At 44.7% G+C, this 15,596-nt stretch carries 12 protein-coding genes; 7 read left to right on the forward strand and 5 right to left on the reverse strand.

Annotated features, from left to right (window positions below):
- Positions 1–1,494: 1,494 nt before the first annotated feature.
- Positions 1,495–2,067 (reverse strand): lipid-binding SYLF domain-containing protein, encoded by a 573-nt coding sequence (locus B5D35_RS19900; RefSeq protein WP_078754252.1) that lies wholly within the window; start codon positions 2,065–2,067, stop codon positions 1,495–1,497.
- 829 nt (positions 2,068–2,896) lie between these two features.
- Here B5D35_RS19900 and B5D35_RS19910 point away from each other — a divergent pair.
- From B5D35_RS19910 to B5D35_RS19925, 4 genes are all read left to right on the forward strand, one after another.
- The gene (locus tag B5D35_RS19910; RefSeq protein ID WP_078754254.1) at positions 2,897–5,800 is read left to right on the forward strand and encodes a pyridoxal phosphate-dependent class III aminotransferase; all 2,904 of its coding nucleotides are present in this window, start codon (positions 2,897–2,899) and stop codon (positions 5,798–5,800) included.
- Between the two features lie 42 nt (positions 5,801–5,842).
- A complete protein-coding gene (locus B5D35_RS19915) occupies positions 5,843–7,087 on the forward strand; it encodes a carboxynorspermidine synthase (RefSeq protein WP_078754255.1) in 1,245 nt (414 codons plus the stop codon).
- A 75-nt stretch (positions 7,088–7,162) separates the two neighbouring features.
- Positions 7,163–8,296, forward strand: coding sequence for a carboxynorspermidine decarboxylase (gene nspC, locus B5D35_RS19920; RefSeq protein WP_078754256.1), 1,134 nt, complete (start codon positions 7,163–7,165; stop codon positions 8,294–8,296).
- Positions 8,297–8,473: 177 nt separating this feature from the next.
- The gene (locus tag B5D35_RS19925; RefSeq protein WP_078754257.1) at positions 8,474–8,707 is read left to right on the forward strand and encodes a hypothetical protein; all 234 of its coding nucleotides are present in this window, start codon (positions 8,474–8,476) and stop codon (positions 8,705–8,707) included.
- Between the two features lie 14 nt (positions 8,708–8,721).
- Here B5D35_RS19925 and B5D35_RS19930 read toward each other — a convergent pair whose 3' ends face one another.
- Positions 8,722–9,423 carry a DNA alkylation repair protein gene (locus tag B5D35_RS19930; RefSeq protein WP_078754258.1) on the reverse strand — a complete coding sequence of 234 codons (702 nt, stop codon included), beginning with the start codon at positions 9,421–9,423 and terminating at the stop codon, positions 8,722–8,724.
- 439 nt (positions 9,424–9,862) lie between these two features.
- Between B5D35_RS19930 and B5D35_RS25540 the strand changes: the two genes are divergently transcribed.
- Both B5D35_RS25540 and B5D35_RS19940 read left to right on the forward strand, forming a co-directional pair.
- Positions 9,863–11,992: a glycoside hydrolase family 19 protein gene (locus B5D35_RS25540; RefSeq protein ID WP_425291248.1), complete on the forward strand. Its 2,130-nt coding sequence runs from the start codon at positions 9,863–9,865 to the stop codon at positions 11,990–11,992.
- 401 nt (positions 11,993–12,393) lie between these two features.
- The gene (locus B5D35_RS19940; RefSeq protein WP_078754259.1) at positions 12,394–13,437 is read left to right on the forward strand and encodes a GMP reductase; all 1,044 of its coding nucleotides are present in this window, start codon (positions 12,394–12,396) and stop codon (positions 13,435–13,437) included.
- Between the two features lie 314 nt (positions 13,438–13,751).
- Here the strand turns inward: B5D35_RS19940 and B5D35_RS19945 are convergent, their stop codons facing one another.
- The 3 genes from B5D35_RS19945 to B5D35_RS24385 are packed head-to-tail and all read right to left on the reverse strand — an operon-like array spanning position 13,752 to position 15,391.
- Positions 13,752–14,447: a hypothetical protein gene (locus B5D35_RS19945; RefSeq protein ID WP_078754260.1), complete on the reverse strand. Its 696-nt coding sequence runs from the start codon at positions 14,445–14,447 to the stop codon at positions 13,752–13,754.
- Between the two features lie 46 nt (positions 14,448–14,493).
- Positions 14,494–15,231 (reverse strand): hypothetical protein, encoded by a 738-nt coding sequence (locus B5D35_RS19950; protein WP_078754261.1) that lies wholly within the window; start codon positions 15,229–15,231, stop codon positions 14,494–14,496.
- Positions 15,218–15,391, reverse strand: coding sequence for a hypothetical protein (locus B5D35_RS24385; RefSeq protein WP_170915229.1), 174 nt, complete (start codon positions 15,389–15,391; stop codon positions 15,218–15,220). Before B5D35_RS24385 ends, B5D35_RS19950 begins: the two co-directional genes overlap by 14 nt.
- Between B5D35_RS24385 and B5D35_RS19955 the strand changes: the two genes are divergently transcribed.
- On the forward strand, positions 15,390–15,596 hold a 207-nt coding region (locus tag B5D35_RS19955), incomplete at its 3' end, for a transposase (protein WP_170915173.1). The two genes, B5D35_RS24385 and B5D35_RS19955, sit on opposite strands and share 2 nt — an antisense overlap.

Below are 15,596 nucleotides of genomic sequence, written 5' to 3' on the forward strand. Positions count from 1 at the left end.
CATGAGACTACGACGATTGATGGGTGTAGCCGATCAGATCGTAGCTTCTAGATTTAGTTCCATCGATTTAAGCAACAAAGCCTTGTGAAATACAAAATAAACATAAAAATGCCATTTATCATTAAGTGTCTCTTCATGTTTTCGTATTTGTCATCTCTATTTTTGAAATATTCGGCTGGAGTCATTTGTCTGGTTCCAAATATATCTGAGTAGTAGGTGTCAGCAAGTACAGCCATTAAAATAGACATTGTTTTGTCATTGGTAACTAAATAGTTTAATGCTGATAGAATGGCACATGCACCTATTCTCAAGGGAATGTTGGTTCTATATTTATATGCTATGTTTTCGGATCTAAACAAAAAATCCTTAAAATCACCATTCATTTAAAAATATTCTCTGTAAGTGTGGTAGTGTCCTATAAACATCATTAGGTCACGTGTAGTCTAATTTTTGATCTAGTATAAGGAATCTGTGTTTATTATTCCAATCATTGTTGTTGCTATTTTTCTCACCAACCTTTTCCGATGGTTTGAACTTCATTGTGGCATTTCAAAACTTTCTTATCGGAAGGTAATTACAAAGCTCTCGTGAGGATTTATCGTTCAGGTATAAGGTTTCGTTTATATTTCAGTTCCTCAATATATTCCTCTTTGAATGCATTGCTTATAGAGTGTCGAACATTAATGTTGTCTATGCTGTTAATGTTATAATATATCACAGTTAACTTTTCCCATAAACATATCGATAAATGTTAAATCATCATTTTGGATCTGGGATTTGTACGTCACTTTTCCATTCCTTAGCATGCTCTCAAAATGAGATTTCTGGTTCTCTAAGGTTGTTATGATATAGCTTCTATTGTAATAAAGAGTATGGTTATACCAAAATTAAAAAGTAATATCGGGATGGGCGTTGCTATAATTCTGATTTATTTTATTATTTCCACTCTCATTTTAGGTTTGAAAAACTATCTAATGATAATATGTCCATAATATTTTCTTATAGAGTAAATTAAGTGATAATAAATAGAGCCGTAAAGAAGAGCGTAAAATAAAGGCATTCCTTTTATGATCATGCTTCCAAATAAGTCATACATATGCAGTCCGTAGAATGATAACATTAGAGTGGTTGTTATTGGGATTGCGATAACTCGCATTATATTGTAGGCGTTTATTAGGTATTGAAAATACAAGGAGATAGCTATCGTAATTCCCAAAAAGAAATCTTTATCAGCACCACCTCTTAAAACTACAGGAATAGATATGGCTATAATTATAGATATGGAAATTAAAGTGTGTACTTTCTGCAATCTGTTCATTTCTCTGCTTCTACGTTCGTATGCTTTCAAAAAAAGTTATTCTATTCTTATAAGACAACATTTTGTAAATCTCGATCTTTTAAGTCTGTTTAAAAAACGGGCTATCATACCAGAGCCTATAGAATCTATAAGTAAAAAAGGCCTAAGAAATGTCTATCTACAGGCCTTTTTTACGCTTACTCAGGCATCGACACAAAGTCTTCGGTAAAATCGGTTTCCCAGAACTTGTACCCTTGAACGGTGGCTTGTGCTGCCGCGCCCCAAATGGCGGATTGGTAAATCTTTACGCCATCTACATCAAATGACGCATTTGCAGCCGCTTGATCGCCTTGGTCATCTGCTCTTACCGTCGCATCCGCTTTTGCGCCTGCATCCCAGCCTGATGTTTCAAATCGCTTCATGGCTGCTTTATCGTGAAATGCGTAGAGGAAGGCTACTTTTTTAAACCCAATACCCAACCCTGCGCCCAGTGATGCAAAGCGATAATACTCTGTGGCTCCACCTTTATGATAGGTACAGATACCGCCACCAGAAGATGCCGCAAAAATGTAACTGTCACTACCCGTACATACCAAATGGGAATACGCCTTGTTTACTGCAGATTTTGCCCCTTTGTGATCGTTATAAATTGCGTGAAGTGCCGCCTGCGTGTCTTTTCTCGCATTTGCTTTTTTAGCATCAGGTGTGTCACCTGTCGCGCATCCCGCCAACATAGAAACAGCGAGTAGTGAAAGTACTGCTTTTTTCATTATTTTTACAACCTTGTAAAATAACCAATTAATATCAAGAAGATATAGGATTATCTTGATGGTCGTTTTATATCCGAAGTCAGCAATGTTGAGTAGTGCAAGCGGTGTGAATTGTGGCTTCTGTGGAACTAATCGATGTGTGAAATTCTTACGACGTTATCAAGATCAAAAAAGGGCCGGGAGTACATTTGCGCTTGGCGTTATCACGGCAGTCTGGCTGTTTGAAAGTGATACTTTTATGGGATGTAACAAAGATTTAATCGTATTTTGTGATATTGATAAAATTCTACTTGTAACTAAAAAACAGCTTATGTTAGGGTTTGCAACAATCTCGGGCATCGCGTTTCTCGAGACACACGCGGCACAATGTTGAAGAAGTTGTTGTCGCAGGTAGGTATTGGAGAATACTTCTCCAATAGAAGGGCATTGATAGAGCTGGCTGACCCAAAGGGTCGGGGCATATTGAGGAACCCAACAGTGATCAAATCGTATACACACTTCAGCTTCGTCTTACCAAATTGCAGTATTATTACTGAGCCTTGATCTATCCGCTTCTCAGAGACGCAATCACCTTTTTATTAGGCTAACCCACGACCTGATCGTGATGCTTAATGTCGCTGTATCTGCGTTCTCAAAAACACACTTTGGTTTCCGTTAAACACGCATGAGGCGCTGTTGCGGGTATTTCCCGATGTATACATTGGGGGTGTGCACCGTCCGTTCTAAGTTGGCTTTTCTTTGTGGGTTAACTCGCCTGTGAGTTTTCGTCAGGGAGAATTGCGCATCATTAAGATGTTGGCGGTCGGTGGAACATGGAAGATCTAAGAAAATGATAAGCTTTAATACCGAATATCAAGGGACCAAGGTCCCGAGTCCTGTTCCTGTTTTGCAAGGGCTTCACGACCTTACGCCTGATGAGCTACTACTCAGTCAGGAGCACTATGAATCTGAGGTGCGCTCCTATCCCCGTAGGCTGCCGGTCGCGATAGCGAAAGCGTATGGCGTGTTGGTGGAAGACAGCCGTGGTCAGGTTTACCTTGATTGTCTTGCTGGTGCAGGAACCTTGGTTCTGGGCTACAACCATCCTGAAATCAATCAAGCCTTGATCGAGCAACTCAATGCGGGAATTCCCTACCAAACACTCGACATAACAACGCCCGCGAAAGACCACTTTATTCGTGAGTTGATGGCGTTTCTTCCTCAAGATTTCGCTGAAAACGCCAAAGTTCAGTTCTGTGGCCCTTCGGGCGCAGATGCCGTGGAAGCGGCGATAAAATTGGCGAAGCAAACAACCGGACGCAACACCATTGCTGCTTTCCACGGTGCCTACCATGGTATGACTAATGGCACGATGGCAATGATGGGAAACCTCAATACCAAAGCTCGTCGCCAAGGATTGATGCCTGATGTTCACTTTCTGCCTTTTCCCTATGATCTCCGTTGTTCGTTTGGTTTACATGGCGAGCAAGGTGCACGTCAGGGACTTCGCTATATAGAACGTATGCTGGCAGACGATGAAAGTGGCGTTCAAAAACCCGCTGCTATCATCGTCGAGCCGGTGCAAGGTGAAGGTGGTGTGATTCCCGCCCCTGCTTTTTGGCTTAAAGAGCTACGTAGGATCACCCAAGAACACGGGATTTTACTGATCTTTGATGAAATTCAGTGTGGCATAGGCAAAACAGGCACCCACTTCGCATTTGAAGAAGCGGGAATTCAGCCAGATATTCTTTGTCTGTCAAAAGCCGTGGGTGGTGGATTGCCCATGTCTGTTTTGGTTTTCAATAAAGAGAACGATACCTGGCTGCCCGGTGAACATACTGGCACGTTCCGCGGGAACCAGTTAGCAATGGTATCAGGGGCAAAAGCACTGGAAATCATTCGTCGCGATAATCTGGCACAGCAAGCGCAAGTGACGGGTGATTACCTTCGCCGTGGCTTGGAAAAAATCGCGGAGAAAACCCGCTGTATTGCGGATGTGCGCGGTAAAGGTTTAATGCTGGGCATCGAGATCTGTGACCCAGAGGGAGCGAAAAACAAATTTGGTGAGCCGCTTTCTGCGCCAGAACTGACGATCGCGATTCAACGTGCTGCGCTGGAGCGTGGCTTGATCATTGAAAAAGGGGGGCGTGAAGGATCTGTTTTACGCTTCTTGCCGCCAATTATCATCACCTTCGAACAAATCGATTTTGCCTTGAATGCTCTGCAAGGTGCAATTGACTCTTTGGTTGAGCCTAAACCTGTCGTTCAGCCTATCAATACTATCCAAAATAGCTGGCGCGAACATTTTATTCATGTGGGTAAGCACGGAGCCGATGGTTTTGAAGCAGCCATGAACCAGAGCACACAAGCGCTTAAGAAAATATTCGAGAACACAGAATCGCCCTACAGCGGTATTGACCCAACGGTGTTGCAATCGCAGATTCGTCGCGCGCACCTCGGTGAAAACCCACAGTCTCTGTCTGATGTTATTGATGAAACAAGCGAGCTGATAGGGAAAAACTCCATCATTGTTCAGCATCCTCATACTATCGCACATCTTCATACGCCACCCATGCTACCAGCCGTTGCCGCGGAAGCGTTTATTACGGCGCTAAACCAGTCAATGGACTCGTGGGATCAGGCCAGTGCGGCGACCTTCATTGAGCAAGAGGTGACTGATTGGTTGTGTGGTCGCTTTGGGTTTGATGATACCGCAGACGGTGTATTCACCAGTGGCGGCACACAAAGCAACTTAATGGGTTTGTTGATGGCGCGTGACCACATCATCCAAGCGATAAGTGGTGATGATGTGCAGAAAAACGGCTTGCCAGATTTCGCTGACAAACTGCGGGTGATTTGCTCCAAAAACTCCCATTTCACCATGCAGAAATCGGCGTCGTTATTGGGGTTGGGTGAGCACGCAGTGGTGTGTGTCGATACCTACAGCGATGGCACGATTAGCGTGGAAGCGGCGGAAGAGGCCATTTCTTCACTGAAAGCTGAAGGGCTGATTCCTTTTGTGATCACTGGGACGGCGGGTACGACCGACCATGGTGCGGTTGATGATCTGGATGATGTTGCTGATTTGGCAAGCAAACACGGTATGTGGATGCACGTTGATGCAGCATACGGTGGCGCGTTGAAACTTAGCCGCCACCATGCTCGTTTGGAAGGGATTGAGCGCGCAGATTCAGTGACCATCGATTTTCATAAGATGTTCTTCCAGCCTATTAGCTGTGGGGCGGTGATCCTCAAAGATAAATCGCACTTCCGTTATATCCGTCATCATGCGGACTACCTCAACCGAGAAGAGGATGTGCTACCAAACCTTGTTGACAAATCTCTTGCCACGACACGTCGATTTGATGCACTGAAAGTCTGGATGACGCTGCAAAACGTTGGACCACAAGCCATTGGTTCAATGGTGGATCATCTCCTGAACCAAACCCAACTTGTCGCTGATATGGTCAATCATCGATCGAATTTCGAGCTGTTGGCCGCGCCGTGTTTGTCGACGGTATTGTTCCGCTTTAAAGGGAATGAAAAAGGGTCGGATTTGGATGCACTCAACAAGCAGATCCGATTGGATGCGCTGGTACAAGGTCGCGCTGTTGTTGGCGAAACCATCGTTGATGGCAAGGTGGCACTGAAGTTTACACTGCTCAACCCGTGTTTGTTACTGACAGACTTTGAGCAATTACTCAATGAACTCGATACGTTGGCGAATGAAATCGCCAAACAGACTTCACTCTAATTGTTGTCGGTATGTCCGGCAGTTTTTGAAAGGAATTTGAACATGGCAGTATTACAAATTGGTGCAGGTGGTGTGGGTTGGGTTATTGCGCATAAAGCCGCACAAAACAATGATATCTTTGGTGACATCACACTGGCATCTCGCACGGTGAGCAAGTGTGAGGCTATCATCGCCTCGATTCACAAACGCGAAAACTTGAAAGATACGAGTAAAAAATTGGTATCGCGCGCCGTAGATGCGGATGACGTGGAAGCACTGGTTGCGTTGATCAATGAAGTGAAACCTGACTTGGTGATCAACGCCGGTCCTCCGTGGGTGAACATGACCATCATGGAAGCTTGCTATCAAGCAAAAGTGTCATACCTTGATACCTCTGTAGCGGTGGATTTATGTTCGGAAGGTCAGCAAGTCCCACAGGCTTATGATTGGCAATGGGGCTATCGCGAGAAATTCGAAGAAGCAGGTATCACCGGTATTCTGGGTGCAGGTTTCGACCCTGGTGTAGTGAGTGTTTTCGCAGCCTATGCTGTTAAACACCTCTTTGATGAAATCGACACTATCGATGTGATGGACGTGAACGCCGGCGATCACGGTAAGAAGTTTGCGACCAACTTTGATCCAGAAACCAATATGCTGGAAATTCAGGGTGACTCGTTTTACTGGGAAGACGGTGAATGGAAACAAGTCGGCTGTCACACCCGCATGATGGAGTTCGATTTCCCGTTAGTAGGCAAGCACAAAGTCTACTCGATGGCCCATGACGAAGTACGCTCTATGCAAGAGTTCATCCCAGCAAAACGCATTGAGTTCTGGATGGGCTTTGGTGATCGTTACCTGAACTACTTTAATTGCATGCGCGATATTGGCTTACTAAGTCCTGACCCTATCACGTTGCAAGATGGCACTGTCGTTGAACCCCTAAAAGTGCTTAAAGCTCTTTTGCCTGACCCAACCTCCTTGGCTCCGGGCTATACCGGAAAAACCTGCATCGGCACGTGGGTGCAAGGGAAGAAAGATGGCAAGCAGCGCAGTGTGTTCGTTTATAACAACGCCGATCACGAAGTGGCGTATGAAGACGTAGAGCATCAAGCGATTGCTTACACCACGGGCGTGCCAGCGATTACAGCAGCACTTCTTTACTTCAAAGGCGATTGGAAGGGTAACGGTGTGTTTAATATGGAACAGCTTGACCCTGATCCATTCCTAGAGCTAATTCCTTCTATCGGTTTGAGTTGGGGCGTTGAAGAGTTGGAGCCAAGCGAGCCAGTTATCAACATCTTGAAATAATCTTGTGAAAAAGCCTGAGCATGGAATGTGTACTCAGGCTTTGTTGTATCTGGCAGTGCGAGAGAATGAAACAATATGAACCCAACAGAATTGAAGACCCCTTACTTTTTAATTGATGAAGCGACGCTGATTGAGAACCTCGAAAAGGCAAAGCAACTGAAAGCACTTTCAGGCGTGAAGTTGGTGCTTGCTTTGAAATGCTTTTCGACGTGGGGAGTGTTCGACATCATCAAACCTTATCTTGATGGCACAACAAGCAGTGGTCCATTCGAAGTAAAGCTGGGTCATGAAACCTTTGGCGGCGAAACCCATGCATACAGCGTCGGGTACAGCGAAGATGATGTACGAGACGTAGCTGATATCTGTGACAAGATGATCTTCAACAGCCAATCCCAACTGACGGCCTACCGCCATTTGGTAGAAGGCAAAGCGTCGCTGGGTTTAAGGCTCAACCCCGGCGTGAGCTATGCGGGTCAAGACTTGGCGAATCCCGCGCGGAAGTTTTCCCGTCTAGGGGTTCATTTTGATCAGATTGAACCCGCGGTTTTTGCGTCTCTTCAGGGTGTTATGTTCCACATGAATTGTGAGAACAAAGATGTCGATGCTTTTGTCCGTTTACTGGATGAAATTTCCGATAAATTTGGCTGCTATTTAGATTCGCTGGAATGGGTGAGTCTTGGCGGCGGCGTGTTCTTTACATGGCCGGGCTATGACATCGAGAAACTGGCATTGGCACTTAGAAATTTCAGCGAAAAGCACGGCGTTCAGCTCTATCTAGAACCGGGTGAAGCCATCATTACCAAGACAACAGACTTAGTTGTCACAGTGGTTGATATCGTTGAGAACGAAATGAAAACGGCCATTGTGGACAGCGCGACAGAAGCACACCGTCTAGATACGCTGATATACAACGAGCCTGCGTCAATTGCAGAATCGAGTGAGCACGGAGCGCACACCTATGTCATTGGCAGTTGTTCGTGTCTGGCCGGTGACCAGTTCTGTATCGCGAATTTTGATAAGCCATTAGAGATTGGTCAGCGCCTTCATATTATGGACAGTGGGGGTTATACCATGGTGAAACTCAACTGGTTCAATGGCTTACGTATGCCGTCCGTGTACTGCCGTCGTAGTAATGATGAAGTGCAGCGGTTGAACGAGTTTGATTATCAGGATTTTAAACGCACCCTGTCACAATGGTCAGTACATTAGTGCCGTAGTGATTATCGTATATCAAAAAGGGGGAGCATTATTGCTCTCCTTTTTATTCTGCAGAACACAATTATTTTGAAGCAACTCAGCGACTTGATGCGTTTATTTTGTGCGTTGACGTTTTATCCTTTATAAAGATTAAGACTCAAAAGTCGGAATCATATGAGGTGAAATTACATGGATGTGTTTCTGTTTATCGTTGTTGTTGTCGCGGTGGGTGCGGGGACAAAAACCATTAAAAGCTATTTTGACTACAGAACAGCACTGAACGCATTTGAAGCGAACCACAAGAAGCACGAGCGTGAAAATTTGTTGAATGAAATTAGCGCGCTAAAGTTGCGTGTTGAAGTGTTGGAAAAGCTCGTCACGGATGAAGGCTACGAGCTGAATAGAAAAATAAAAGCACTATAGTGTCGTATTAACGTTTAGCGAGTCAGGTAATCTTGTCTTTCTTCTTTGGGTAATTTTTCGATGGCATAGCGCAGCATCGTGCGCGGCATCGTCTGGATATGCTTATCTAAAAATGCTTTCAGTCGTTGAACGTCTCGTTTCCCCATTTCTCTTAGCATCCAACCACACATTTTGTGGATCAAATCCTCCTTGTCCTTGAGCAGTAACTCCGCGAGCTTGATCGTGTCTTCTAATTGATTGGCGCGAATAAAGGTAAAGGTCGCCATCATGGCAATGCGCCGCTCCCAAAGCGAAATAGAATCAGCCAAGGTGTACAGGATTGTTTTATCGGCTTCAACCAAGTGCCCACCTACAATGATGTGCGCAGAACAGTCCACGAGATCCCAATTGTTAATGCGGTCAGTGTGGGCCAAATAAAAGGCGAATATGTCATCTCTCACTGGGGGCGATGCTTTTTTGAATTGCTCTGAAAGAATGACCAGCGCCAGCAAACGTACCTCATGCCAATCACTATCAAGTAAAGCGGAGAGAGTCTCTAAGTCAGAGCATTTAAATTGCTTCGCGAACTGGCGAATTACGGGTACACGAATCCCTAAGAATTTGTCACCTTCGCCGTACTCTCCGGGGCCGGATTTGAAAAATCGAGAGGAGTGTTTGGCAATCTCTGCGTCTCCGGCATTGTGTAGTGTTTGAATAATTTCTTTGATTGTATCCATAGTGCCTTAACCAACGTAGTAAATGGTGCTGTTATTTGTCTGGTGAATGAAAGTCATTTACTGATAACAAGATACTTTATTAACAAAACACTCAACTTTAAATGTGTGTCTAGTTGTAAATAGCTGGTATTTAAGGGGATTTCATTTTCCTGATATTTGCGTTGTGTCATATTTTAACATGGTAATAACATGAGGTTTCTCGTAATTTCGAAGCATGATAGACACTCTTACATTTCGCTGCGAAATAACTCTCAACCTCTCTAGCGAAAGCCATCTATATTGGATAACGCTGCATACAACCTTTCGGTAAAAGTACGTCGTTCGGCAAGTTACATATTTGCCAAGCGTTTATTCGTACGCATTAAAACATAACAAGTATTGCAGTAAAGATCGTCGGTAATACGCCACCGATCGTCCATTTTTGATAAGGAAACATACGATGAAACATTCAGTACTGGCCAGTGCTATTTTTAGTGCTAGCTTCCTCGCGCAAGCGGGCGTAACAATGAACCCACAACCGGATCCTGATAATCCGGGAGGCTACGTGTTGTTGCGCTCTGAAGTTCAAGCTGCAGAATCAGCCAAAGTCACAGACCCAATGTATGACGTTTGGGCCCAAGCACTCAGAACACAGCCGAATACGGTCGTTGACGCAATTCATCCAGGCTTGGCGACTAACCCCGTAAACGTAAAACGTGCAGAAAGGGTGTTTTCAAGTTCAGATTGGGCATTCCTTACTCAAATGGCTGCACCTGAGTACACCTATGCGCGTTTTCTTAAAGCGATTGGTAAGTTCCCTGCATTTTGTGGCGACTACACAGATGGCCGAGATGCCGATGCTATCTGTAAGAAATCCATCATTACAGCGTTTGCTCACTTTGCTCAAGAAACCGGTGGACATATTGCCGTTGATAACGTTTGGGATAACCCCTTAGCCTTAGAAGAATGGCAGCAGGCTTTGGTTCATGTTCGTGAGATGGGATGGTCTGAAGGTCAGGAAGGTTACACTACTGGGTGTGGTCAAAACGATTGGCAAAACGCCCGTTGGCCTTGTGCGCCAGGGCAGGGCTATTTTGGTCGTGGGGCAAAACAGCTTTCTTATCACTTTAACTATGGCCCTTTTTCTGAAGTCATGTTCGATGGTGATGCTACTGTACTGTTGAACAATCCAGCGCTTGTTGCGGATTCTTGGCTAAACTTGGCGTCAGCCATTTGGTTCTTCCTGACACCTCAGGCACCAAAGCCCGCCATGCTGCATGTTATCGACCGTACATGGTCACCTTCTCAGCGTGAAACAGATGCGGGTATCGGTTATGGATTTGGCACTACCATCAATATCATCAACGGCGGTATTGAATGTGGTGAGCAAAACAAAGACAAAGGCCAGCCAGTAAACCGAATTCGCTATTGGGAAGGCCTCGCTGCCCATTACCAAATCCCCATTGAAGCCGATGAAACCAACACCTGTTGGCAACAAACGCCCTACGGCAGTTTAAACCTCAATGGCGCGACAGATGTGCTGTATACCAACTGGGAACAAGACTATACCTACACCCCAGATTTTCCTGTTTCTTTCCAATGTAAGTTGGTGGGTTATCAAACTGCGTATTCTGCTCTTGTTCCGGGTGACTATGAGGCTTGTGTAACCAACAAATACGGTTCGCATCAGGGATACCCAAGCGTGAGGGTGATTGATGATGGCGTACCTGTCACGGGTAAGCCAGTTATCAATGGGGTTGATAGCACCAGGGTACGTCAAAATGCTGTGTTTAATCCGATGAATGGTGTCAGTGCCAGCGATAAAGAAGACGGTAATTTGACGACTAGCATCGTTGTCGAAGGCACGGTAGATACAACTCGCTTGGGCACCACGGGTTTAGTGTACACAGTGTCAGACTTAGATAATAACGTCACTACCGCTAACCGCACTGTAGAAGTGTTCAGTGATAAGCCTGTGTTCGTCGGCGTTGGCAATGTCACTATCAAGGTTGGTACGGCGTTTAATGCGTTGAATGGCGTGTCCGCCAGTGATACTGAAGACGGCAACCTCACAGCTGCAATAAAGGTTTCAGGGCAAGTGGATACAGCGACTGTTGGTACGTATACGTTAACTTATTCGGTTGCAGATAGTGCGGGTCAGACCGTGTCAGTTCCGCGCACGGTTGACGTAACAAGTGACCAAGTATGTACAACTGCGTGGGACGCTACTTCGACCTATGACACTGGCGATGTTGTGAGTCATGCTGGAAAAACATGGAAAGCGGGCTGGTGGACTCAAGGTCAAGAGCCTGGCACAACAGGGCAGTGGGGAGTTTGGACAGAAACGAGCGACAGCAGTTGTGGCGGTGGCGCGATACCAAATCCAGACCCGACTCCCGATCCAGTACCTGACCCAGACCCAATACCAGATCCAAATCCAAACCCAGGTGATTCAACATGGGATGCGACTACCGCATACCATGGTGGCGATCAGGTTGTGATAAACGGTGTAACGTACCAAGCTAAGTATTGGACGCAAGGTGATGATCCAACAGCCAGTGGTGAATGGGGACCGTGGCAGATGATGTAAATGTAAGGAAATAACAAATAAAGGCTGCGTCGTTACGTGGCCTTTTCTTTTTGGGAATAAGGAATTATCGAAAAGGTGAGAAGAAAATTAATCTCAATCAAAGAGTTACTTATTGAAAAGTTAATTAAAACAATCAGTTAGTTTTTTCTTGGCGGTAAAAAAAGAAGGAAGGAAGTGGTTTTTCAAGGACGTAATCTTATAAAAGATATCACAAAAAAAAATGAAATATCAGTCTTGTTAATAAAATTTCTGTTCCTATAATACTGAAAACCGGAGCGTCTGCCAACGCTCCGGTTTTTTTGTGCCTGCTCATTGGTGATCTTCTGAACTGCCTGCCAGCAGTAAAGCATCATGAGCAATGTCCGAATAGGGCAACGTCTTAATTAGTAAGGAAAAGACACATGCGTATCGAACAAGACTTGAAGTTGGGTTTCAAAGATGTACTGTTTCGCCCGAAACGTTCTAACCTAAAAAGCCGCTCTCAAGTTGAATTAACCCGCGAGTTTACATTCAAACATAGCGGTCGTCAATGGTCTGGTGTTCCTGTCATTGCTGCAAACATGGATTCAGTAGGTTCTTTCGCCATGGCGAAAGCGCTGGCTGAAAACGGTTGTATGACTGCAGTACACAAACATTACACCATTGAAGATTGGGCAGCATTTGTTGCTGAATCTGATACGCAAACGCTGAATAATGTAATGGTATCTACCGGTACGTCTGAAGCAGATTTTGAGAAAACGCAGAAAATCATGGCAATGTCTGATGAGCTGATCTTTATCTGTATCGACATCGCGAACGGTTATTCTGAGCACTTGGTTGAGTACGTAGAACGTGTTCGCGCAGAGTTCCCAGACAAAGTGATCAGCGCAGGTAACGTTGTTACTGGCGACATGGTTGAAGAGCTTATCCTTGCGGGTGCGGATATCGTTAAAGTGGGAATTGGCCCGGGTTCAGTATGTACAACTCGCGTTAAAACCGGCGTTGGCTACCCACAACTGTCTGCCATTATTGAATGTGCGGACGCAGCTCATGGTCTAGGCGGCCGCATCATCGGCGACGGTGGTTGTTCTTGTGCGGGTGACGTGTCGAAAGCATTCGGCGGCGGTGCAGATTTCGTGATGCTTGGCGGTATGCTGGCAGGTCACGAAGAGAGCGGCGGCGAAGTCATTGAACAAGATGGCAAACAGTTCATGAAGTTCTACGGTATGTCTTCTGAAAGCGCGATGGCTAAACACTCTGGTGGCGTAGCAAAATACCGCGCGGCAGAAGGTAAAACGGTTATGCTTCCATTCCGTGGCACAGTAAACGACACCATTTCTGACATTCTTGGCGGTGTACGCTCTACCTGTACTTACGTGGGTGCTGCGCAACTGAAAGAATTGACTAAGCGCACGACATTTATTCGCGTCCAAGAACAAGAAAATAACGTTTTCGGGAAAGAGTAAATCGAGACGAGAATAACGAATTTGTCGAAACAGCCATAACGTGTATGTTTCGCTGTTAGATATATTCTAAATCTCATTTAAAGCCAGAGTTAGGTAAGCACCTAGTTCTGGCTTTTTTGTTATATTTATAGCGATGACTGTACCAGACATACTGAAACTTGCGCGTCTTAATTATGAAAATAACAGGCTTCGATTTGGATGGACGATAGAGGAACATCCACCCAAATCTTTGTGGCTAGGGTTTCTTTGAGTGCATTCGAAAACTACTTAATACCAAGTTCGCAGCTCTCATGCAAAAAGAAAAATCAAGTTCATCAACGTGGTATAACCCTTTCAACAATCTCGATGGTTATCGATGCTGAATCATCATTTGATATTGGCATTGATTTAACAGAGAAGGTTTTGTTTTGGGCTGTAGTGAAATAAAAAATAGGTGAATTTAGATCACTGTTTGCGTTGTCCAAATATGGATTTGTAACGCTAGGGTTAGTTCCATTTTCTTTTACAAAAGGAACGCAAATTGTTTTAGAGCTATGACTGCTTTCATCCGATATACCAATATCAATCCCTTGTGTGTGACCATCACTGGATATTAATTGTAAGTATAAAGTTGGGCTAGTGCGTGTGTTCCAATTGTCAATTGACTCCTGAAAACTACCCACCTTCTCGGTAAATATGACTGTGCCCGATTCACTAGGCATAATGTGTGACGTAGAAGTCATTGCGCTGTGGGTGTCTGATTCTACGATACCAATAAGACCTGTCGTGCAGTTCTTTATATTAACCTCTAGCCGGTAAGCTTGTTCTTCACGTTTTAAATTTCTTGCACCGCCTAACAATGAAACAACACCACTTGTTATGGCCGTGGCTGCATTAATTGACGCGAGTGCGCCTAATCGTTGAGGTGTCTGTTCCTCAAGCGACGCAACATAAGCATTAAAATTAGCAAAGTCGCGACTATAACTAATATGAGCGTCAATTGATGTGCCTACATGAATTTCGAGTGCCATCTTGTAATCTCCACTTAATACATTGGGTGCTCAACACCTAATCTGTTTAATAATATTTGAAAGGTAGGAAAACTACGCTGAAATCAGACGTACCCTGTTCTTGTATAAAGCTGGCAATAGAGAAGGATGGATTGCGATAGTTTGGACTACTAAAAACGAAGTTCCCATATACCGAGATCCCCGCGATGGTGTTATTAAAACTTCCAGGGTGGAGTTCATAGGACTTTCCTCCTATATTGAAAGTTCTGAATCCAAAGCGTTCGCCTATTCCTTTAAGGTTTAAGTCGACCACTACATGTTGACCTTTCTCTGGGTCTGAGTAAGTACCGATATCCGGTGTCATAATGATAAACTGGGTCCAAAAATCGATAGAGCCCAGTGAAGAATCTGTATTCAATGAAAATGAGAGGAGGCCTTCTTCTCCGGGGCATAAGCCACTAAATGACTCGTTCACATAGGCGTTATTAAGTTTGTCACCATGGACTCTATTGAGAATGATGGTATAGGGTGTTTTATTGATGAATTTTATGTTCTTGTGGCTTTGTTCGTTAGAGTTTTGGACAGAAGACATGATACCGCCCGCACTACCAAGTATGTAGCCAAAGCTTTCCAGACCCGGAACTATGTTGCCTGATTCCCCTCTTGTTTTACTATTATTTAGATATAAGGCTATCCCTTTCCCTATTCCAATTGACGTTTCCCCCGCGCCTGAATATTGAAATACTTCGTACCCGAATGGGTTTTCTCCGGAAGTTTCACTTATTTGTTCATTATTTTCGCACATGTTTCACCTCATTGAGACAAGTTACGCTGGAACACTTAACCAGAGCATTGGTCACCGTTAGGTGCTTGCACTGGTAGTCGGCTTTGTTGCTTAAATCGATGGAACTAAATCTAGAAGCTACGATCTGATCGGCTACACCCATCAATCGTCGTAGTCTCATGTCTAAACCTCGTTACAAAACAACTAACTGGAAGCAGTACAACAAAGCCTTAATCAACCGTGGTTCTCTGACCTTTTGGATTGATGAGGAAACGATAGCTGAGTGGAAACAAAACAAACAAGGCAAGCGTGGTAGACCTCGCCGATTCAGCGACTTAGCCATTACTACCGCACTGATGGTGAAACGCATTTTCTCTATGCCATTG

This window comes from Enterovibrio nigricans DSM 22720 (genome assembly GCF_900167155.1).
GTDB classification, from domain to species: Bacteria; Pseudomonadota; Gammaproteobacteria; order Enterobacterales; family Vibrionaceae; genus Enterovibrio; species Enterovibrio nigricans.